Here is a 19,863-nt window from a genome sequence, read left to right as displayed (position 1 = left end):
AAATCGGGGCGATGTTCCCAACCCTCTGCTCCATTCGATGACAACCCTCACGGTAATCGTCGCGCGCGCCCGCAACGGCGTGATCGGCCGCGACAACGAACTGCCCTGGCGGCTGCCCGAAGATCTCGCCTTCTTCAAACGGACCACGATGGGCGCGCCCATCGTCATGGGCCGCAAGACGCACGAATCGATCGGCCGCGCGCTGCCCGGACGGCGCAACATCGTCGTCACGCGCGACGGCTCGAAGCGCTTTCCCGGCTGCGACACGGTGACGAGCCTCGAAGCGGCGCTCGCGCTCGCGGCGCAGGACGAGGCGCCCGAGGCCTTTCTGATCGGCGGCGCGCAGCTTTACGCAGACGGGCTCGCGCTTGCCCACAAGCTCGTGGTCACCGAAATCGCCGCCGACTTCAAGGGCGATGCCAGTTTCCCCGCGCCCGACCCCGCGCTGTGGCGCGAAACGTCGCGCGAGACGCTGCACGCCAATCCGCCCAATGACTTCGACTTCGCGTTCGTGACTTACGAACGCCGCGACTGACACACTGCTCTTAAGCACATGCCGCTCACAGGCAAGCACAAACAAAAACGGCACGCTGAAAAGCGTGCCGTTTGCGTTGGTTCAGGCCGAATTCAGGCCGAATTCAGACCGAAAGCCGCGTTATTGCCCCGCCACCGTCATCCGCTCGATCAGCACCGAGCCGGTCTGCCGGGTGCCGCGCGCAAGCGTATCCGCGCCCACGGCGACGATATGGTGGAACATCTCCTGCAGCGTCGAGGCCACGGTGATCTCTTCCACGGGATACTGGATCTTGCCGTTCTCGACCCAGAAGCCCGACGCGCCGCGCGAATAGTCGCCCGTCACGAAGTTCACGCCCTGCCCCATGAGTTCCGTCAGCAGCAGACCGGTGCCGAGCTTCCTGAGCATTTCCTCGAAGTCGTCGCCGGGCTCGGTCAGCGAGCTCTTCAACTGCAGGTTGTGCGAGCCGCCCGCGTTGCCGGTGGTCTGCATGCCGAGCTTGCGCGCCGAATACGACGACAGGAAATAACCCTGCACGATGCCGTCCTTCACGACTTCGCGGCGATGCGTGCGCACGCCCTCTTCGTCGAACGGTGCGCTGCCCGCTGCGCGCGCCACATGCGGATCCTCGACGATCTGGATATGCGGCGCGAACACCTGCGTGCCGAGGCTGTCGACGAGGAACGACGTCTTGCGATAGAGCGCGCCGCCACTCGTCGCCTGCACGAACGCGCCGAGCAGCCCGGCCGCGAGCGGCGCCTCGAACAGCACCGGCACCTTGCGCGTATCGAGGCCGCGTGCGTTCAGGCGCGACAGCGCGCGCTCGGCGGCGTAGCGGCCGACGGCTTCGGGCGAAGCCAGCTCGCTTGCGCTGCGCCGCGACGTGTACCAGTCGTCGCGCTGCATGTGGCGGCCTTCGCCCGCGATCGGCGCGCACGAAACGTAGTGGCGCGAATACGGATAGCCGTGCAGGAAGCCGCCCGTCGTACCGAGCACGAACTGCGAGTGCTGCGCGGAAACGCTCGCGCCTTCCGAGTTCTTCACGCGCGGATCGGTGGCGAACGCGGCGTCTTCGGCGCGGCGGGCGATCTCGACGGCTTCCTCCGCCGAAAGATTCCACGGGTGATAGAGATCGAGGTCGCGCGGCGACGTTTCGAGCAGATCGCGCTCGGCGAGGCCCGCGCAGTCGTCGTCGGCGGTGAAGCGCGCGATGTTGTACGCGGCTGCGACCGTGTCCTTGAGCGCCTGCGGCGAGAAGTCCGAGGTGCTCGCATTGCCGCGCTTGTTGCCGATATAGACGGTCACGCCGACCATCTTGTCGCGATTGTGCTCGATGGTTTCGACTTCACCGCGCCGCACGGAGACGGACAGCCCGTCGCCTTCGGAAATTTCCGTCGCCGCGTCGCTCGCACCGAGCGCCTTCGCGTGACGAAGGATGTCCGACGCGATCTCCTTCAGTTCGTCCTGGGTGTGCGGGAAAAAGCGCTGCCGGGCTTCGATGTCTGCTGCCATTGTCGTTACTGTCCGGTTCTGGGCCCATGAATGACCGGGGCCCGCTGGTGTCGTGTGTCGGTTGATTCGGCGCCCTTGGCGCATCCCGCGATCATAGCAAGGTATCCGGTTCTCCACCGCAGTCGGGCAGCGACGAAAACGCGCCTCGGCCTCCAGGCGCGGTCCGTTCCGGGCTGCGCGCGGCGGCATCTGCCTGATTCGGCCTGATTCGGGCGGTTTCGGGCCACCGCAGGCAGCGCCTGCGCGTGCGGCCGCGCCGCCCCGGCACGCTACAATACCGCCCATGAAACGCAAAACCCGCATTCAACCGATAAACGACGCTGCCGCCGCAGACGACGACAACGGCTACGACCGCCCGAGCAAGTCGCAGATCAAGCGCGAAATGGAAGCGCTCCAGGAACTGGGCACGGCGCTCGTCGAGCTGCCGAAAGACGCCCTCAAGCGCATGCCGATGACCGAGGATCTCGCGGACGCCGTCCACGAGGCGCGCCGGATTACCGACCACGAAGGCAAGCGCCGCCAGCTCCAGTACGTGGGCCGCATGATGCGCGGCCTGACCGAAGCCGAAACGGCTGCGCTGCGCACCGCGCTCGACGAGCACCGCGGCGTGAACAAGGCCGCCACGGCGCGCCTGCACTGGATCGAGCGCACCCGCGAGAAACTGCTCGCCGACGACGCAGCGCTCACCGACTTCATCCGCCAGCATCCCGCCGCCGATCCGCAGGAAGGCCGCACGCTGATCCGCAACGTGCGCCGCGAGCAGCAGCAAGGCCGTCCGCCGAAGTACTACCGCGAACTGTTCCAGTGGATCAAGACCGCGAGCGGTGCGGCCGAAGGCGACGAGGAAGACCACGACGCACAAGAGGATGCCGGCGATGACGAAGCCTGAGCGCAACCATCCGGACGAACTGGTGATCGGCCTCGTGTCGGTCAGCGACCGCGCGAGCGCGGGCGTCTACGAGGACAAGGGGATTCCGTCGCTGATGGAATGGCTCGGCGCGGTGCTTAAGTCGCCCTGGCGAGCGGAAACGCGCCTGATTCACGACGACGCCGCGACCATCTCGGCGACGCTCACGGCGCTCGTGGACGGCGTTGGCTGCGACCTCGTTCTGACGACGGGCGGCACGGGCCCGGCGCGACGCGACGTGACGCCCGAGGCGACGCTCGCGGTCGCAACGAAGGAAATGCCGGGATTCGGCGAGCAGATGCGCCAGATCAGCCTGAATTTCGTGCCGACGGCGATCCTGTCACGCCAGGTGGCCGTGATCCGCGAGACCGAGGACCACTCGGCGCTGATCATCAACCTGCCGGGTCAGCCGAAGTCGATCAAGGAAACGCTGGAAGGTCTGCGCGACGAAACCGGCGCGGTGAAAGTGCCGGGCATCTTCGCGGCGGTGCCGTACTGCATCGACTTGATCGGCGGACCGTATATCGAAACCGATCCGAAAGTCGTCGCGGCGTTCCGCCCGAAGAGCGCGCAGCGCGCGCCGCGCGCATAACTTGCGTGAGGGGCATAAGCGGCGTGAGGAGCGCCTGACTGCCGTGCGCCGGGCGAGCCCGGCGCGGCACGCTCACTTCGCCACGCCGCCCGCCGGTTCGCCTTCCGGCGCCGCGCCTGACGCAGCCGGCACGAGGAAATGCTCGCGGTAGTACTTGAGTTCGTCGATCGATTCGTGGATGTCGGCGAGCGCCGTATGCATCGCGCGCTTCTGGAAGCCCTTGTAGATCGCGGGCTGCCAGCGGCGGCACAGCTCCTTGAGCGTGCTCACGTCGAGATTGCGGTAGTGGAAGAAACGCTCGAGCGTCGGCATCCAGCGCGCCATGAAGCGGCGGTCCTGACAGATCGAGTTGCCGCACATTGGCGACTTGCCCGGCGGAACGTATTGCGACAGAAACGCGAGAATCTGCTCGGTGGCGCTTTCCTCGGTCACCGTCGAGGCGCGCACGCGCTCGATCAGGCCCGAGCGGCCGTGCGTATTGCGGTTCCACTCGTCCATGCGGTCGAGATCGGCCGGGGTCTGATGGATCGCCAGCACCGGACCTTCCACCACCTTGTCGAGCGTCGAATTCGTCACGACCACGGCAATTTCGATGATCCGGTCGTTGTCGGGATCGAGCCCGGTCATCTCCATGTCGAGCCAGATCAGGTTCATGTCGGTGCGTTCGATAAGCGGTGCCTCGCCGTTCGACGTGGCGGAATTTGTATCTGTCATGAGTTGCAACCCGGATCGGTAAGGACGCAGCTGCGCGCTGTCGACGCGCGAAATGCGCGAGGATGAGTAGCACAGCCGACTAGAACATATAATTCTCGCATAGATACTACGGATCCCCCGGATGCCCAATATGTCTCCTGCGCTGATCTTCAGTGCCCTCTTCGTGATCGCAGCGGTCGCCATGGTCGCGACCAAACTCTGGCTCGCCTCGCGCCAGGTGCGATTCGTCGCCGCGCACCGCGGCGCGGTGCCCGCGCAATTCTCGGCCACGATCCCGCTCTCCGCCCACCAGCGCGCCGCCGACTACACGATCACGCGCACGCGGCTCGGCGTGCTCGAAATCCTGCTCTCCGCCGTAGTGCTGATCGTGCTGACGCTGCTTGGCGGCGTGCAGGCGCTCGATTTCGGCATCTCGGGCTGGCTCGGCCGCAGTTACGTCGGGCAGATGGCGCTCGTTGCGGCGGTGCTCGCCGTCAGCGGCATCGTGGAACTGCCGCTCGACTATTACCGGCAGTTCGTGATCGAAGAGCGCTTCGGCTTTAACCGCATGACGAAGCGCATGTTCTTCGTCGACCGCATCAAGGGTCTCCTGATCGGCGCGCTCTTCGGCATTCCGCTCCTCTTCGTCGTGCTGTGGCTCATGCAGCAGGCGGGCAGCCTCTGGTGGCTGTGGACGTGGGTCGTCTGGGTCGCGTTCCAGATGCTCGTGCTCGTGCTCTATCCGAGCCTCATCGCGCCGCTCTTCAACAAGTTCGAGCCGCTCAAGGACGAAGCGCTGCGCGCGCGCATCGAAGCACTGATGCAGCGCTGCGGCTTCGCCGCCAAGGGTCTCTTCGTGATGGACGGCAGCCGCCGTTCGGCGCACGGCAACGCCTACTTCACGGGCTTCGGCGCGGCCAAGCGCATCGTGTTCTTCGACACGCTGCTCGAACGCCTGTCAGGCAGCGAGATCGAGGCCGTGCTCGCGCACGAACTCGGGCACTTCAAGCGCCGGCACGTCGTCAAGCGCATGGCCGTGACGTTTGCGATCAGCCTCGCGCTGCTCGCGCTGCTCGGGTGGCTGTCGCAGCGCGTGTGGTTCTACGAAGGGCTTGGCGTGCGGCCGTCGCTGCTCGGCGGCAACGAAGGGCTTGCGCTCGTGCTGTTCTTCCTCGCCGTGCCGGTGTTCCTGTTCTTCGTGACGCCGCTCGGCAGCCTCAGCTCGCGCAAACACGAATTCGAAGCCGATGCCTTCGCGGCGACGCAAACCGACGCCCAGAACCTCGTCAGCGCGCTCGTGAAGCTTTACGAGGACAACGCGTCGACGCTGACGCCCGATCCCGTCTACACCGCGTTCTACTACTCGCACCCGCCCGCCTCGCAGCGGATCGACCGGCTGCTCGCGCACGCATGAACCGGCGCGTCTCGAAGGGCAGCGCAGGCGGCGCGAAAGGTACTGCCGGGAACACGCTGCACGGGCTCGTGATCGCCGCGCACGGCCGCCACTATCTCGTGGCGCCCGAGGACGGCGGCGCGCCGCTCCAGTGCTTCCCGCGCGGCAAGAAGAGCGAGGTGGCCGTGGGCGACCGCGTCGAGTACCAGTCGACCTCGGCCGACCAGGGCGTGATCGTCGCGATCGGCGAGCGGCGCAACCTGCTCTATCGCTCCGACCAGTACAAGTCGAAGCTCTTTGCCGCGAACCTCGACCAGTTGCTGATCGTGCTCGCCACCGAGCCGCACTTCAGCGAGGATCTGCTGGGTCGCGCGCTCGTGGCCGCCGAAGCCAACGACCTCAAGCCGCTGATCGTGCTGAACAAGATCGACGTGGAAGCCGCGCTGCCGCTTGCGCGCACGCGGCTCGAACGCTATCGGGCGCTCGGTTACACGGTGCTCGAAGTGTCGGTGAAAGGCCAGCCGGAAGCGGCGCGCGCGACGCTCGCCGAGCATCTGCACGGCCACGCGACGATCCTGCTGGGGCAATCGGGCATGGGCAAGTCGACGCTCGTGAACCTGCTGATCCCCGACGCCGAGGCGGCCACGCGCGAGATTTCGACGGCGCTCAACAGCGGCCGCCACACGACGACGTTCACGCGCCTCTACAAGCTGCCGGATGACGGAGCAGCCAGCGACGGCGCGCTGATCGATTCGCCGGGGTTCCAGGAGTTCGGCCTCTATCACCTGACCGAAGGCCGGCTCGAGCGCGCATTCCCCGAGTTCCGGCCGTTGCTCGCGCACTGCCGCTTCTACAACTGCCATCACCTGCACGAGCCGGGCTGCGCGGTGCTCGAAGCGATCGACGACGGCCGCGTCGCGCCGGAGCGCCAGGCGCTCTACGCGCAGCTCATGCACGAGATCAGCCAGATCGTGCGCTGAACGGGCCAATACCATGCTCAAGCTCGTACGCGCTCCGAACCTGCTGATCGCCCAGCACTGGATGAACATCCTCGAAACGGCGGGCGTGCCGTGCGAGCTGCACAACCGCTACCTGAGCGGCGCGATGGGCGAGATTCCTGCCGAGCAGTGCGCGCCGGAAATCTGGCTCGTCGACGAACGCGACGAAACGCTCGCGCTTCGCCTCATCGACGAAGCGAAGAGCGGGCCGCCCGCCGGCGCGCCTTCCTGGCGTTGCCCGCGCTGCGGCGAAACGCTGGAGGCTCAGTTCACGGTCTGCTGGCAGTGCGGGCGGGAGCGCGACGTGCGCGACGAATGACGGCACAGAATCACGGCACATCATGCAAACGGCCCGCTCGAAGCGGGCCGTTTGCATGTAAGCGTCAGAAAGCGCCGAAGCTCAGAAGCTCAGAACCACAGGGCGATCGTGACCATGAGCAGCAGGATCATCCACAGAATCACGGCGCGCCACACGAGGCCGACAGCCGACTGGAGCGTACGCGGCGTGCAGTCGTCGCCGAACGTGTACGGACCGCCCTCGCCCGGCGTGGCGAGCTCGTCGAGGCTGGACGGCTCGGCAAGCGGCCCCGACAGGCGCGCGCCCAGCGCGCCGCTGCCCGCCGCGAGCAACACGCCTTCGTTGGTGTCGGGCCACTGGTTCGCATGATTGCGCCAGGCGTAGATCGCATCTTCGAAATTGCCGACGATCGCAAAACCGAGCGACGTAAGGCGCGCGGGGACCCAGTCAATCACGAAGAACAATTGCTGCGCGACGTTCGAGAACGGTTCGCTGCGCTCGCCGGTGGGGCGCGACCACTCGCGCGCGAGATATTCGGCGATGCGGTACAGCACGGCGCCAGCCGGGCCGATCGGCACGAGAAACCAGAAAAACACGCCGAAGACGTGCCGGTGCGACGCCACCACCGCGTGGATCAGCGTGTGGCGCACGATCTCGCTCGCGGGCATGTCGACGGTGTCCATGCCGGTCCACTCCTGCAGCACTTCGCGGGCGTGCGGCAGGTCGTCGTTGTTGAGCGCGAGGTGAATGTCGGTGAAATAGTGGCTGAACTGCCGGAAGCCGAGCGTGAGGTACACCACCACCACGTTCCACAGGAACGCCAGCACGAAGCTGATGTGATAGAGCACGTAGTAGACGAGCGCCGTGACGAGCGTCCACGGCAGCACGACGACGAGCCAGGCGATCAGACCGTGCTTCGGCTTGCCGGCGTCGAAGCCGTGCGCCGCCCATTCCGCATTGAGGCGCACGAGACCCATGATGGGGTTGTTCGGCGAAAGCGCCCGCATCTGTTCGATGACGAGAGCGAGCAATACGGAGAAGAAGGTCATGCGACGCGCCGTGCGATTTGTGGTTGTAAAGTTGGTTGCAACGATATCACAGGGCCAGATGTGCCTGAGCGCGGGAGGCAAACCTACAACACTACGGCGCAAAAACGCTGTGGTGTTTGCGCGCACGGCACGGTATCAGGCCAACAGGAAGCGGTAGAAGTTGCGCAGCATGCCCGCCGTCGCACCCCAGATAAAATGCGGCGCGAGTATGCCGCCCGCATCGGCGCCAGAATACGGCATCGCGAAAAAACGGCGCTCGCCGCCCGCCCAGCGCAGCACGCGTACCTGATGATGCGCGGGATCCATGAGGAAGCTGAGCGGCACTTCGAAGATCTCCGCCACTTCGAGCGCGTCGGCGGCGAGACTGAACGGCTCGTGCACGAGGCCGACCACCGGCGTCACGCGAAAGCCCGTGCCGGTCAGGTAGTCGGGCAGCGCGCCGAGCACTTCGACGCGCGCCGGATCGAGATTCACTTCCTCATGCGCCTCGCGCAGCGCGGCGGCAATCGGGGTGGGATCGGCGGGTTCGAGACTGCCGCCCGGAAAGCTCACCTGGCCCGCATGGTTGCTCAGGTGATCGGCGCGCTGCGTGAGCAGCACCGTCACGCCCGACTCTCGCATCGCGAGCGGCATCAGCACCGCAGCGCGGCGCGGATCGCGCACGTCGAACAGCGCGGCTTCCTGCGGCTCGGGATCCCACGGCAGGCTCTGTTCGAAGCGCGCGCGCAAACCCGGTGGCGTGAGCCGCTCGGCGGCCACGAGCGGCAGCCTGGCGCCGGTCGATTCGATCGGCAAGCTTTCAGGTTCAAAAACTGGGCGAATCAACGGTTCTCTCGAAATACACGCACCCGGGGTGCGGATGATCCGCACTTCCCTGCCGCGGGTGGCCCTTGGCGGCCGTTGGCAAGGTGGCGGAGCGAACTGTCCTGCATGGCAAATATTTTGCGTCGAAAACGAAAAAAGCACCCCGGAGGGTGCTTTTTCTTACAGCTTTTACGCTTGCTCGCCCGGAGCGGCTGCGCGGTCTTTCGACACCAGCTTTTCCTTGATGCGAGCCTTCTTGCCCGACAGGTTGCGCAGGTAGTAGAGCTTCGCGCGACGCACGTCGCCGCGACGCTTCACAACGATGCTGGCCAAGAGCGGCGAGTACGTCTGGAACGTACGCTCGACGCCTTCGCCCGACGAGATCTTGCGCACGATGAACGACGAGTTCAGGCCGCGGTTACGCTTCGCGATCACGACGCCTTCGTATGCCTGAACGCGCTTGCGGTTACCTTCAACCACGTTCACGTTGACGATCACCGTATCGCCGGGGGCGAATTCGGGGATGGTCTTCTCGCCCAGCACGCGCTGGATTTCTTCCTGTTCGAGTTTTTCAATCAGGTTCATGGATACACTCCAAAAGCCATCTTGTCGGCGTTCGCACCTGTGCCGGATTCCGGCAGCCACGGCCCCGATAGAGGATGGGTTCACAACTGGCGCCGTTCACGCATGAAGCGGCGCCGCCTGGGCGCCTCGCGGCGCGCCCGTCCGAAGCCTTACGCTTCGCCCGGACCTTTCGCGAGACTAGCAAGCCATGCCTCGTCGGCACGGCTCAGCATCTTGTTCTTTCTGGCCCGCTCGATCAGATCGGGCCGCTTGTTCCACGTATTGCGCAGCGCCTCGCGGCGGCGCCACTGCTCGATTTCCGCATGATGGCCGCCAAGCAGCACATCGGGCACGCGCACGCCGTCGTATTCCTCGGGGCGCGTGTAATGCGGACAGTCGAGCAGACCGTCGACAAAGCTGTCCTGCACCGCCGACTGCGCATCGTTGAGCACACCCGGCAGCTGCCGCACGACGGCATCCATCAGCGCCATCGCGGGCAATTCGCCGCCCGACAGCACGAAGTCGCCGAGACTCACTTCCTCGTCGACGCAACGGTCGACAAGACGCTGGTCGATCGCTTCGTAACGGCCGCACAGCAGCACGAGCCCGGGTTCGGCCGCGAACTCCATCACACGCTCGTGCGTGAGGCGCGCGCCTTGCGGCGACATCAGCAACACGCGCGGCGCGGGCAAGCCCGCCTGCGCCTGCGCGGCTTTCGCCGCGCCGATCGCCTCTTCCAGCGGCTTCGCCAGCATCACCATGCCGGGGCCGCCGCCGTACGGACGATCGTCGATCGTGCGGTAGTTATCGGTCGTGAAATCGCGCGGATTCCACGTGCGCAGACCATAACGCGCCTGCTTTACCGCCCGGCTGGTAATGCCCCAGTCGGTCAGCGCGCGGAACATCTCGGGAAAGAGCGTCACGACATCGAACTGCATCGCCCTCTCCAGTCAGCGAAATGTGTACAAAGCGGTGTACAAAACAACGGCGCGGGCTCAGTTGCGTGATCAGTAATCGGCTTCCCAGTCGACGACAATGCGCTTCGCCGTCAGGTCCACCGTCTTGACATACGCGCCAACAAACGGAATCAGCCGCTCGCCGGTGGCCGGCTTGCCGTCCTTGCCCGTCGACGGATACTCGATGCGCAACACCGAATGCGCACCGTTGTCGATCAGGTCGGCGACCTTGCCGAGTTCGACGCCCGCCTCGTTGGCGACATCGAGACCCATCAGGTCGACCCAGTAATACTCGTCGGCTGCGGGAGCGGGGAATTCGGCGCGGCTCACGTAGATGCGCGAACCGCGCAGCAGCATCGCGGCGTCGCGGTCGGCTACGCCGGCAAGCTGCCCGACGACGCTGTCACCGTGCACTTTCGCGGCAACACGCGCCGTCGACTGCCGCTCGCGGCCCTTGACGAGCCACCAGCGCTTCGCCGAGAGCAACGCGCCGCCGCCCTGCGCGTGCGGCGCGACTTTCACCCAGCCCTTGAGACCGTAAGCATCGACCACGGCGCCCACTTCGAGCGCGTCCGCCGGAAAGCTCGCCTCGGTTTCGGGGCGCAGACCTTCAGCCACGGCTGCCGCAGCTTTGCCGCTCGCGCCTGCCGCGCCTTCGCGCGCAGGCTTGCGCACGAACGCCCCGAAGGACGGTGCAGCGCGGCGCCCGGCCTCATCGGCTGCGCCCTGGCGCGGCTTGTCGACCGCTTTGCCGGCCGCCGTGTCAGGTGATTTATCAGCGGCTGGTGCGTCCGCTTTTGCGTCGTCATGCATCGGCGAACCTCACAACCCACTCACTTGGCAAAGCCTGCGGCGAAATCCGCTGCAAACCCTGCTGTAAAACCAACACGCACGCGCGGCTCATGCTGCGCGTGCGTGCGTAAAACCAGTCGGCAAAAAGACACGAACGCCGCAATTAAGCAGCAACCGTCGCCTTTTGCGATTCCTTCACGAGACGCTCGACGGCCGGCGACAGTTGTGCGCCAACGCCTTGCCAGTACGTCACGCGGTCTTGCGCGATGCGAAGCGTTTCACCCTTGGTCGCGACCGGGTTGTAGAAGCCCACGCGCTCGATGAAACGGCCGTCGCGGCGATTGCGCGAGTCGGTTGCGACGATGTTGTAGAAAGGGCGCTTCTTCGAGCCGCCGCGTGCCAGACGGATGATGACCATACTAGAATCCTTGAAAACCGGGGTTCGGAACCACTGAAACCGGCGATTATATCCCGAAACCGAAGCCATAACAAACACTTAACTGGGAAAACCGAGCGGGAGAGTGCGATGAATGGCAGTCGATCACGGACGGATGGCCGCTGCGTGCGGGCTCTCACGGCGCTGCTGCGGCTCGTTGGGCGCTTTGGGCCAGCTGTGCGGGTTGTTTTGCGAGTTGTTGTGTGCATTATTGCGCAATCGCGGCGCGATGCCGGAACGCCACAGGATGATCGTTCCCCGGTTCGCTCCCCGTCTGCTGACCAGGCCGGTCGGGCCCGCGCAGCCCCGCGCGAGACAGACGACGCCATTCTGACACGCCGCGCGCGCGCCGCTGCGCTTTTCCCCACCCTTGCGGCCCTCCTCGCCCTGACAGCGCCGCTCGTACACGCGGCGCTGCCAATCGAGCGCATCGCGCTGCCGCCGGGCTTTCACATCGAAGTGCTCTCCGACGACGTCCCCGCAGCCCGCGAAATGACGCTTTCGCCCAACGGCATCCTCTATGTCGGCAGCCTGGACAGCCACGTCTACGCCCTCGAACTGCGCGACGGCAAGCTCGTGCGGCGCCATGTGATTGCATCGGGGCTGCCGATGCCGGTCGGCGTGGCGTGGCGCGACGGTTCGCTCTATGTCTCGGCCATTTCGTCGATCCTGCGCTTCGACGCCATCGACTCGCATCTCGAAGATCCGCCGAAACCCGTCGTCGTGACCAACGCCCTGCCTGCGGCGCGCCACCACGGCTGGAAATTCATCGCGTTCGGGCCGGACGGCAAGCTGTACGTGCCGCAAGGCGCGCCGTGCAACGTCTGCCTCCCCGCGAACGATCTGCAGCGTACGCACTACGCGATGATCGGCCGCATAGACCCGGACGGCAGCCACTACGAGACGATTGCGCGCGGCGTACGCAATTCGGTCGGCTTCGCGTGGCATCCGCAGACGCACGAACTGTGGTTCACCGACAACGGCCGCGATCGGATGGGCGACGACATCCCCGACGACAAGCTCAACCGCCTCGCACGCACCGGTCTCGATTTCGGCTTCCCCTACTGCCACGGCGGCAATATCGCCGATCCCGACTTCGGAGCGGGTCATCCGTGCAGCAGCTTCACGCCGCCGGTCGCGAAGCTCGGCGCGCATGTGGCGTCGCTCGGCATGCGCTTCTATACCGGCGCGATGTTCCCGCCCGATTATCGCGACAGCATCTTCATCGCCGAACACGGCTCGTGGAACCGCAGCAAGAAAACCGGTTACCGCGTCGTACGGATCACGGCGAACGCCGACGGCACGAACGCGCGCGAGCACGTGTTCGCACAAGGCTGGCTCAACGCCGACGAAACCGAATGGGGGCGGCCCGCCGACGTACTGCCGCTGCCCGACGGCTCGCTCCTTATCAGCGACGACTACGCGGGCGCGATCTATCGCGTGACCTATACGAAGCCGTAAGCAGACGGCGGCGGCACGCCGGGTACGGTCTCGCCGCAGGTTGCGCGCACGGTCACGGGTGCGACGTACAATCCCCAATTGTCCGCGCCGCCCACGGCGCCAACGACTCCGCCCGCCCATGTCCAACGAAAACAATCCCGCACGCTTTCGCTCCAGGACGCTCACCGCCGCGCTCGCGTGCTTCCTCGGCAGCTTCGGCGCGCACCGCTTCTATCTGTACGGCCCGCGCGACGTCTGGGGCTGGGCGCACGTCATCGGCACGCTGATCGGCATCCCCGGCGTCCTGCTGCTCGCCGCCACCGCGCGCGCCTCGATTCCCGGCTGGGCGCTCGCCGTGATCGGCGCGGTTTCCGTGCTCTCGGCGTTTCTGGCGGCCATCGTCTATGGCTTGCGCCCCGACGAGAAATGGGACGCGCAGTTCAATGCGCAGACCGGCCGCACAAGCCGCTCGGGCTGGACCGTCGTTTTAATCGTGATCTTTTCGCTCCTGATCGGCGCTTTCCTGCTGATGACGGGCCTCGCCCTCTCGTTCCAAACCTATTTCGAATCGCAGGTCGAAGCCGCCAAGGCGATCTCGCAATAACGCACGCCAACCCACGCGGACACCCGCCACCACGCGGACGCACGCGCTAGAACAGATCGAGCTGCGGCTTCTCACGCGCAACCTTCGCGCCGACGAACGCCGACATGTCGAGGATGCCGTGTTGCCGCTCGTTCAGCCCGAGGCGCTTCACGGCCTGGCGAAAGCGCTGCTTGAGCAGATCGGACCAGAGCCCGGTGCCCTTCATGCGTTGCGAGAACGACGCGTCGTAGTCCTTGCCGCCGCGCATGTCGCGCACGCGGTTCATCACGCGCCCGGCGCGCTGCGGAAAATGCGCGGCGAGCCATTGCTGGAACAGCGGCGCGACTTCCCACGGCAGACGCAGCACGATGTAGCTCGCGCTCGTCGCGCCCGCCTCGGCGCAAGCTTCGAGCACCCGTTCCATATCGGGTTCCGTGACAAACGGAATCACCGGCGCGATGCTCACGCCGACCGGAATCCCCGCCTCGGCCAGTGTACGGATCGTGCGCAGACGCCGCGCGGGCGCTGCGGCGCGCGGCTCCAGCGTGCGGGCGATTCCGGCGTCGAGCGTCGTGATCGTGATCGCCGCCATGAATTGCCGCCGCTGCGCCATGGGCACGAGCAGGTCGAGATCGCGCTCGATCAGCGACGACTTGGTGATCGCCGCGAACGGATGCTGCCGTTCGGCCAGCACCTCGATTACGCCGCGCGTGATGCGCAAGTCGCGCTCGACGGGCTGCCAGGCGTCGGTGTTGACGCCGAGTGCGATGGGTTCGGGTTCGTAGGACGGCCTCGATAGCTCGCGCATGAGTAGTTCGCGCGCGTTGATCTTCGCGTAGATGCGGCTTTCGAAATCGAGCCCCGGCGACAGCCCCAGATAGCTGTGCGTGGGCCGCGCAAAGCAGTAGATGCAACCGTGCTCGCAACCGCGATAGGGATTGAGCGATACGTTGAACGGAAGATCCGGCGACTGGTTGCGCGTGAGGATGGTTTTCGCCCGCTCCTCGAAGACTTGCGTGGAGAGCGCGGGCGCACAGTCAAGCGGGTCGTCCGGAGACGGCTGCCAGCCGTCGTCGAACGCCTCGCGCTGATCCACTTCGTAGCGCCCCTGGAGGTTCGTGACCGCGCCGCGCCCCTTCCTCGGCGCGGGCGGCGCGACGGGTTGCCATGCGTCGGGATCGTCGTGGCGATCGTGGTCGGGGATATTCACGGGGAAATTCGAAACGATAAAAAGCGGCCATGTACTGTATAAATATACAGTACATGGCCGCTTTGTCGAGTCCGAAAAAGAGGGGCCTTTCGCGTCCCGAAACCCGGAGCGCCGGAGCGCCGGAGCGCCGTTACTCAGGGACGGCGATCATCAGCGTCTCCTTGATCTCCTCCATCACGACGTAGCTCTTCGACTGCACGGCGCCGGGCAACTGCAACAGGATGTCGCCGAGCAGCTTGCGGTAGTCGGCCATTTCGCCGATGCGCGCCTTGATCAAATAGTCGAAGTCGCCCGAGACCAGATGGCATTCGAGCACCTCGGGGATCTTCTGCACTTCACGGCGGAATTTCTCGAACATGTTGCCGCTTTTATGGTCGAGCGTGATCTCGACGAACACCAGCAGCGCCGCACCCAGCACCGCCGGATTCACGCGCGCGTAGTAGCCGGTGATGACGCCATCGCGCTCCATGCGCTTGACCCGTTCGATGCAGGGCGTAACCGAGAGTCCGACCTGTTCGGCGAGGTCCTTCATGGCCATGCGGCCGTCCTCCTGGAGCAGCTTGAGGATGCGGTGATCGAGCCGGTCGAGCGCACGGACCGGTTGGCGCTGCGTTCTCATGTCTTTTTCCTGAATATCTCAAAAATACAATAACAAAATCTAGACATTCAACAATAACATAGCTGTTATTACTAGCCACACCGTTTAAACCGTATTTTTTCCTGTTTCCCGCATCCAGCGGGCCTCCAGGGCGGTAACTGACCTGCACAGGCGCACAGTCGGCGTGGCATCAACAATCGAATCGGAGCAGCTATGCGAGTTGTCGTCTTGGGCAGTGGTGTGGTCGGCGTGACCAGTGCGTGGTATCTCGCGCGTGCGGGCCACGAGGTCACCGTCATCGACCGCGAAGAGGGCCCCGCACTCGACACCAGCTTCGCCAACGCAGGTCAGATCTCGCCGGGCTATGCCGCGCCGTGGGCCGCGCCGGGCATTCCGCTCAAGGCGGTCAAGTGGATGTTCCAGGAGCATGCTCCGCTCGCCATTCGCCTCGACGGCACGAAGTTCCAGCTTCAGTGGATGTGGCAGATGCTGATGAACTGCTCGGCCGAACGCTATGCGCTCAACAAGGGCCGCATGGTTCGCCTCGCCGAATACAGCCGCGACTGTCTGCAGGCGCTGCGCGCCGATACAGGCATCCAGTACGAAGGCCGCACGGGCGGCACGCTTCAAGTGTTCCGCACGCAGCAGCAATTCGACGGCGCGGCGAAGGACATCGCCGTGCTCAAGGAAGCGAACGTCCCCTACGAGCTGCTCACCGCTGCCGAACTCCAGCGCGCCGAACCGGCGCTCGGCGCGGTGTCGCACAAACTGACGGGCGGCCTGCGCCTGCCCGGCGACGAAACCGGCGACTGCCAGATGTTCACGACGAAGCTCGCCGCGATGGCCGAGGAACTCGGCGTGAAATTCCGCTACAACACGCCGATCGACGGTCTCGCCGTCACGGGCGACCGCATCGCGGGCGTGCAGTGCGGCAGCGAACTCGTGCGCGCAGACGCCTATGTGGTGGCGCTCGGCTCGTACTCGACGAAGATGCTCGCGAACCTCGTGAAGATCCCCGTCTATCCGCTCAAGGGCTACTCGATCACCACGCCGATCGTCAACGCCGACAAAGCGCCGGTGTCGACCGTGCTCGACGAAACCTACAAGATTGCGATCACGCGTTTCGACGACCGCATCCGCGTGGGCGGCATGGCCGAGATCGTGGGCTTCGACAAGACGCTGCGCGAAAAGCGCCGCGCCACGCTCGAAATGTGCGTGAACGACCTGTTCCCGGGCGGCGGCGACACGACCGAAGCCACCTTCTGGACCGGCCTGCGTCCGATGACGCCGGACGGCACGCCGGTGGTGGGCCGCACGCCGCTGTCGAACCTGTTCCTGAACACGGGCCACGGCACGCTCGGCTGGACGATGTCGTGCGGTTCGGGCCAGCTGCTCTCCGATCTCATCTCGGGCAAGCAGCCGGCGATCCGCGCCGACGACCTCTCCGTGCATCGCTACCTCGGCGACACGCAAGGCACGGGCCGCCCCGCTTACGCATAATGTGCTCATAACGTAGCAGCCGCTCCACGGCACACACAAAACCGGCGCACTTCGCAAGAAGCGGCGCCGGTTTTCATTGCGGCGTCTGTCGCGACGCACATCGCAGTCAGAACTGATCCACCGACAGCGCCAGCACGCCTTCGTCGCCCTTCGCGCTGACGATTGCCGTTTCGAGCGCCACGGCCTGCGGCAGCACATGCTCGGCATAGAACTGCGCGGTCGCGATCTTCGCGCCGTGGAACGCGGGATCCTCCGGCTTCAGACGCGCCGATGCGAGCATCGCGCGCGCCATCTGCCAGCCACCCAGCACGATGCCCGCCAGCATCAAGTACGGCACGCTGCCCGCGAACACCGCGTTCGGATCGCGCTTCGCATTCGCGAGCACGTAATCCACCACGGACGCCAGCGCCTGTTGTCCCGCCGCGAGATGCTTTTGCATCGACTTGAACGGCGTGCCGTCCTGCTCGCCGAGCGCGGCGACCGTCAGCGCGACATCGGCCATCAGCGCCTTCGCTGCCGCCCCGCCGTCACGCAGCGTCTTGCGCCCGATGAGGTCGTTGGCCTGAATCGCCGTCGTGCCTTCGTAGATCGGCAGGATGCGCGCGTCGCGATAGAACTGCGCGGCGCCCGTTTCCTCGATGAAACCCATGCCGCCGTGCACCTGCACGCCGAGGCTCGCCACCTCGACCGAGAGTTCGGTGCTCCAGCCCTTCACGATCGGCACGAGGTATTCGTAGCGCGCCTCGTGCTGCGCGCGCGCGGCTGCGTCGGGATGGCTGTGCGCGAGGTCGCTCTGCGCTGCCGCAACGTACGCGAGCGCGCGCGACGCCTCGGTGAGCGCGCGCATCGTCGAGAGCATGCGGCGCACGTCCGGATGATGAATGATCGTGACGGCCTCGATCGACGATCCGTCGACGGGACGGCTCTGCACGCGCTCCTTCGCGTAGGCGACGGCCTTCTGGTACGCGCGATCCGACACGGCGACACCCTGCATGCCCACCGCAAAACGCGCGGCGTTCATCATGATGAACATGTATTCGAGACCGCGATTCTCCTCGCCGATGAGCTGGCCAATCGCGCCGCCGTGATCGCCGTACTGCAGCACGGCCGTGGGACTCGCCTTGATGCCGAGCTTGTGCTCGATCGAGACGCAATGCACGTCGTTGCGCGCGCCAAGCGACCCGTCGTCGTTCACGAGGAACTTCGGCACGATGAAGAGCGAGATGCCCTTGACGCCCGCGGGCGCGTCGGGCGTGCGCGCGAGCACCAGATGGACGATGTTTTCGGCCATGTCATGCTCGCCCCACGTAATGAAGATCTTCGTGCCGAAGAGCCGGTACGTGCCGTCGCCCTGCGGCTCGGCGCGCGTGCGCACCGCCGCGAGATCGGAACCGGCCTGCGGCTCCGTGAGATTCATCGTGCCGGTCCAGTCGCCGGAAATCAGGCGCGGCACATAGCGCTGCTTCTGCTCTTCGGTGCCGGCCGTGAGCAGCGCCTCGATCGCGCCGTCGGTCAGGAGCGGGCACAGTGCAAAAGAGAGATTCGACGCGTTGAGCATCTCGACGCACGGCGTCGCCACCAGCTTCGGCAGCCCCTGGCCTTCGTACGCGTGCGGATGCTTCACGCCCTGCCAGCCGCCCGCGACGAACTGGCGAAACGCCTCGGCGAAGCCCGGCGTCGCGCTCACCTTGCCGTTGTCCCAGCGGCTCGGATTGCGATCGCCTTCGACGTTGAGCGGCGCGAGCACTTCGCCGCACAGCTTCGCCGACTCTTCGAGCACGGCCTGGGCCGTTTCCGGCGTCGCCTCTTCGTAGTCCGGCAGCGCCGCGATTTCGTCGAGGCCCGCCAGGTGCTTCATCACGAACAGCATGTCGCTCGTCGGCGCGTTGTACATGTCGGTCTCCTCTCTCCACTGTTTGTGAACGGCGTAAAAAAAGGGGCGCCGCAGCGCCCCTTCCTGTTGTGCCTGATGCCTTGCGCTCAGTACGCGTTACATCGCGCCTTGCATCCAGCGTCGCACTGGTCCGCGCTGGCGATCAGCCGAGTTCCTTGACCAGCTCCGGCACGAGCGTGAACAGATCGCCCACGAGGCCGTAATCGGCGACGCTGAAAATCGGCGCTTCTTCGTCCTTGTTGATCGCGACGATCACCTTCGAGTCCTTCATACCGGCGAGGTGCTGGATCGCACCCGAGATGCCCACCGCGATGTACAGCTGCGGCGCGACGATCTTGCCGGTCTGGCCGACCTGGTAGTCGTTCGGCACGTAGCCCGCATCCACCGCTGCGCGCGAGGCGCCGAGCGCTGCATTGAGCTTGTCGGCGAGCGGCTCGAGGATCTTCGTGTAGTTCTCGCCGCTGCCCAGACCGCGGCCGCCCGAGACGATGATGGCTGCGCTCGTGAGTTCCGGACGGTCGAGCTTCGTGACTTCACGGCTCACGAACTGCGACAGGCCGCTGTCGGCTGCGGCTTCGAGCTTCTCGACCGCTGCGCTGCCGCCTTCTGCAGCAACGGCGTCGAACGCCGTCATGCGAACCGTGATGACCTTGATGGGATCGGCCGACTGAACCGTCGCGATTGCGTTGCCCGCGTAGATCGGACGCTCGAACGTGTCCGGCGAATCCACTGCGGTGATATCGCTGATCTGCGCGACGTCGAGCTTCGCGGCGATGCGCGGCGCGACGTTCTTGCCCGCAGCCGTTGCAGGCGCGAGGATGTGCGAGTACTGCTTCGCGATGGCGAGCACCGTCGCCTCGACGTTTTCAGCAAGGCCCGCTTCGAGCTGCGGCGCGTCGGCCAGCAGCACCTTCGCGACGCCCGCGATCTTTGCAGCGGCATCCGCTGCGCCCTGAGCATTGTGGCCCGCAACCAGCACGTGCACGTCACCACCGATCTTCGTTGCAGCAGCAACCGTGTTCAGCGTTGCGGCCTTCACGGACGCATTGTCATGTTCGGCAATAACCAGAACCGTCATTTCGTAATCTCCTTGAACCCTTACAGCACCTTGGCTTCGGTCTTCAGCTTCT

Annotated in this window: 22 protein-coding genes; 9 read left to right on the top strand and 13 right to left on the bottom strand. The window is 65.6% G+C overall.

Annotation, left to right across the window (positions count from 1 at the left end; translation table 11 throughout):
- The first annotated feature begins 37 nt into the window (after positions 1–37).
- The gene (locus Q0L30_RS13005) at positions 38–535 is read left to right on the top strand and encodes a dihydrofolate reductase (protein WP_293046523.1); all 498 of its coding nucleotides are present in this window, start codon (positions 38–40) and stop codon (positions 533–535) included.
- A gap of 120 nt (positions 536–655) precedes the next feature.
- On the opposite strand, the gene pmbA is transcribed toward Q0L30_RS13005, so the two are convergent.
- The gene (gene pmbA / locus Q0L30_RS13000; protein ID WP_296655667.1) at positions 656–2,026 is read right to left on the bottom strand and encodes a metalloprotease PmbA; all 1,371 of its coding nucleotides are present in this window, start codon (positions 2,024–2,026) and stop codon (positions 656–658) included.
- Between the two features lie 283 nt (positions 2,027–2,309).
- Between pmbA and yjgA the strand changes: the two genes are divergently transcribed.
- A complete protein-coding gene (gene yjgA / locus Q0L30_RS12995; RefSeq protein WP_296655665.1) occupies positions 2,310–2,915 on the top strand; it encodes a ribosome biogenesis factor YjgA in 606 nt (201 codons plus the stop codon).
- Positions 2,902–3,525 (top strand): molybdopterin adenylyltransferase, encoded by a 624-nt coding sequence (mog, locus tag Q0L30_RS12990; RefSeq protein WP_296655661.1) that lies wholly within the window; start codon positions 2,902–2,904, stop codon positions 3,523–3,525. The genes yjgA and mog overlap by 14 nt, the downstream gene beginning before the upstream one ends.
- Positions 3,526–3,597: 72 nt before the next feature.
- Here the strand turns inward: mog and orn are convergent, their stop codons facing one another.
- A complete protein-coding gene (orn, locus tag Q0L30_RS12985) occupies positions 3,598–4,239 on the bottom strand; it encodes an oligoribonuclease (RefSeq protein WP_296655658.1) in 642 nt (213 codons plus the stop codon).
- A gap of 130 nt (positions 4,240–4,369) precedes the next feature.
- Between orn and Q0L30_RS12980 the strand changes: the two genes are divergently transcribed.
- From Q0L30_RS12980 to Q0L30_RS12970, 3 genes are read left to right on the top strand one after another with little or no spacing between them, the layout of a single operon-like run.
- Complete coding sequence (locus tag Q0L30_RS12980; RefSeq protein ID WP_296655655.1) at positions 4,370–5,632, top strand: M48 family metallopeptidase; 1,263 nt, start codon at positions 4,370–4,372, stop codon at positions 5,630–5,632.
- Positions 5,629–6,591 carry a ribosome small subunit-dependent GTPase A gene (rsgA, locus tag Q0L30_RS12975; RefSeq protein ID WP_296655653.1) on the top strand — a complete coding sequence of 321 codons (963 nt, stop codon included), beginning with the start codon at positions 5,629–5,631 and terminating at the stop codon, positions 6,589–6,591. Before Q0L30_RS12980 ends, rsgA begins: the two co-directional genes overlap by 4 nt.
- A gap of 13 nt (positions 6,592–6,604) precedes the next feature.
- A complete protein-coding gene (locus tag Q0L30_RS12970) occupies positions 6,605–6,928 on the top strand; it encodes a DUF2007 domain-containing protein (protein ID WP_296655651.1) in 324 nt (107 codons plus the stop codon).
- Between the two features lie 89 nt (positions 6,929–7,017).
- On the opposite strand, the gene Q0L30_RS12965 is transcribed toward Q0L30_RS12970, so the two are convergent.
- From Q0L30_RS12965 to Q0L30_RS12935, 7 genes are all read right to left on the bottom strand, one after another.
- Positions 7,018–7,956, bottom strand: a complete 939-nt coding sequence (locus Q0L30_RS12965; protein WP_296655649.1) for a CobD/CbiB family protein — start codon at positions 7,954–7,956, stop codon at positions 7,018–7,020.
- Between the two features lie 135 nt (positions 7,957–8,091).
- A complete protein-coding gene (locus tag Q0L30_RS12960) occupies positions 8,092–8,781 on the bottom strand; it encodes a CoA pyrophosphatase (protein ID WP_296655646.1) in 690 nt (229 codons plus the stop codon).
- Between the two features lie 168 nt (positions 8,782–8,949).
- Positions 8,950–9,345 carry a 50S ribosomal protein L19 gene (gene rplS, locus Q0L30_RS12955; RefSeq protein ID WP_027795316.1) on the bottom strand — a complete coding sequence of 132 codons (396 nt, stop codon included), beginning with the start codon at positions 9,343–9,345 and terminating at the stop codon, positions 8,950–8,952.
- A 149-nt stretch (positions 9,346–9,494) separates the two neighbouring features.
- Entirely contained in the window at positions 9,495–10,262 is a 768-nt protein-coding gene (gene trmD, locus Q0L30_RS12950; protein ID WP_296655642.1) for a tRNA (guanosine(37)-N1)-methyltransferase TrmD, read from the bottom strand.
- Positions 10,263–10,331: 69 nt separating this feature from the next.
- On the bottom strand, positions 10,332–11,093 hold the full coding sequence (gene rimM / locus Q0L30_RS12945; protein ID WP_296655640.1) for a ribosome maturation factor RimM: 762 nt from the start codon (positions 11,091–11,093) through the stop codon (positions 10,332–10,334).
- A 142-nt stretch (positions 11,094–11,235) separates the two neighbouring features.
- Positions 11,236–11,490: a 30S ribosomal protein S16 gene (gene rpsP, locus Q0L30_RS12940; RefSeq protein WP_293034524.1), complete on the bottom strand. Its 255-nt coding sequence runs from the start codon at positions 11,488–11,490 to the stop codon at positions 11,236–11,238.
- 123 nt (positions 11,491–11,613) lie between these two features.
- Complete coding sequence (locus Q0L30_RS12935; protein ID WP_296656913.1) at positions 11,614–11,961, bottom strand: hypothetical protein; 348 nt, start codon at positions 11,959–11,961, stop codon at positions 11,614–11,616.
- On the opposite strand from Q0L30_RS12935, the gene Q0L30_RS12930 reads away from it, so the two are divergent.
- On the top strand, positions 11,896–12,969 hold the full coding sequence (locus tag Q0L30_RS12930) for a PQQ-dependent sugar dehydrogenase (protein WP_296656899.1): 1,074 nt from the start codon (positions 11,896–11,898) through the stop codon (positions 12,967–12,969). The genes Q0L30_RS12935 and Q0L30_RS12930 overlap by 66 nt on opposite strands.
- Positions 12,970–13,087: 118 nt before the next feature.
- Complete coding sequence (locus Q0L30_RS12925) at positions 13,088–13,552, top strand: NINE protein (RefSeq protein WP_296655634.1); 465 nt, start codon at positions 13,088–13,090, stop codon at positions 13,550–13,552.
- Positions 13,553–13,598: 46 nt separating this feature from the next.
- On the opposite strand, the gene Q0L30_RS12920 is transcribed toward Q0L30_RS12925, so the two are convergent.
- Positions 13,599–14,735 carry a PA0069 family radical SAM protein gene (locus Q0L30_RS12920; protein WP_296656897.1) on the bottom strand — a complete coding sequence of 379 codons (1,137 nt, stop codon included), beginning with the start codon at positions 14,733–14,735 and terminating at the stop codon, positions 13,599–13,601.
- Positions 14,736–14,871: 136 nt separating this feature from the next.
- Positions 14,872–15,360, bottom strand: coding sequence for an Lrp/AsnC ligand binding domain-containing protein (locus tag Q0L30_RS12915; RefSeq protein ID WP_296655632.1), 489 nt, complete (start codon positions 15,358–15,360; stop codon positions 14,872–14,874).
- Between the two features lie 192 nt (positions 15,361–15,552).
- Between Q0L30_RS12915 and Q0L30_RS12910 the strand changes: the two genes are divergently transcribed.
- Positions 15,553–16,839 (top strand): D-amino acid dehydrogenase, encoded by a 1,287-nt coding sequence (locus Q0L30_RS12910; RefSeq protein ID WP_296655629.1) that lies wholly within the window; start codon positions 15,553–15,555, stop codon positions 16,837–16,839.
- A 106-nt stretch (positions 16,840–16,945) separates the two neighbouring features.
- Here the strand turns inward: Q0L30_RS12910 and Q0L30_RS12905 are convergent, their stop codons facing one another.
- Both Q0L30_RS12905 and Q0L30_RS12900 read right to left on the bottom strand, forming a co-directional pair.
- Positions 16,946–18,733 (bottom strand): acyl-CoA dehydrogenase, encoded by a 1,788-nt coding sequence (locus Q0L30_RS12905; protein ID WP_296655625.1) that lies wholly within the window; start codon positions 18,731–18,733, stop codon positions 16,946–16,948.
- 142 nt (positions 18,734–18,875) lie between these two features.
- Positions 18,876–19,811 carry an electron transfer flavoprotein subunit alpha/FixB family protein gene (locus tag Q0L30_RS12900; protein WP_296655622.1) on the bottom strand — a complete coding sequence of 312 codons (936 nt, stop codon included), beginning with the start codon at positions 19,809–19,811 and terminating at the stop codon, positions 18,876–18,878.
- Positions 19,812–19,863 lie beyond the last annotated feature (52 nt).

It is taken from the genome of Paraburkholderia sp. (assembly GCF_024281035.1).
GTDB lineage: Bacteria > Pseudomonadota > Gammaproteobacteria > Burkholderiales > Burkholderiaceae > Paraburkholderia.
Note: the sequence above shows the minus strand (reverse complement) of the source record. Positions and strands in the feature narration are given on the sequence as shown.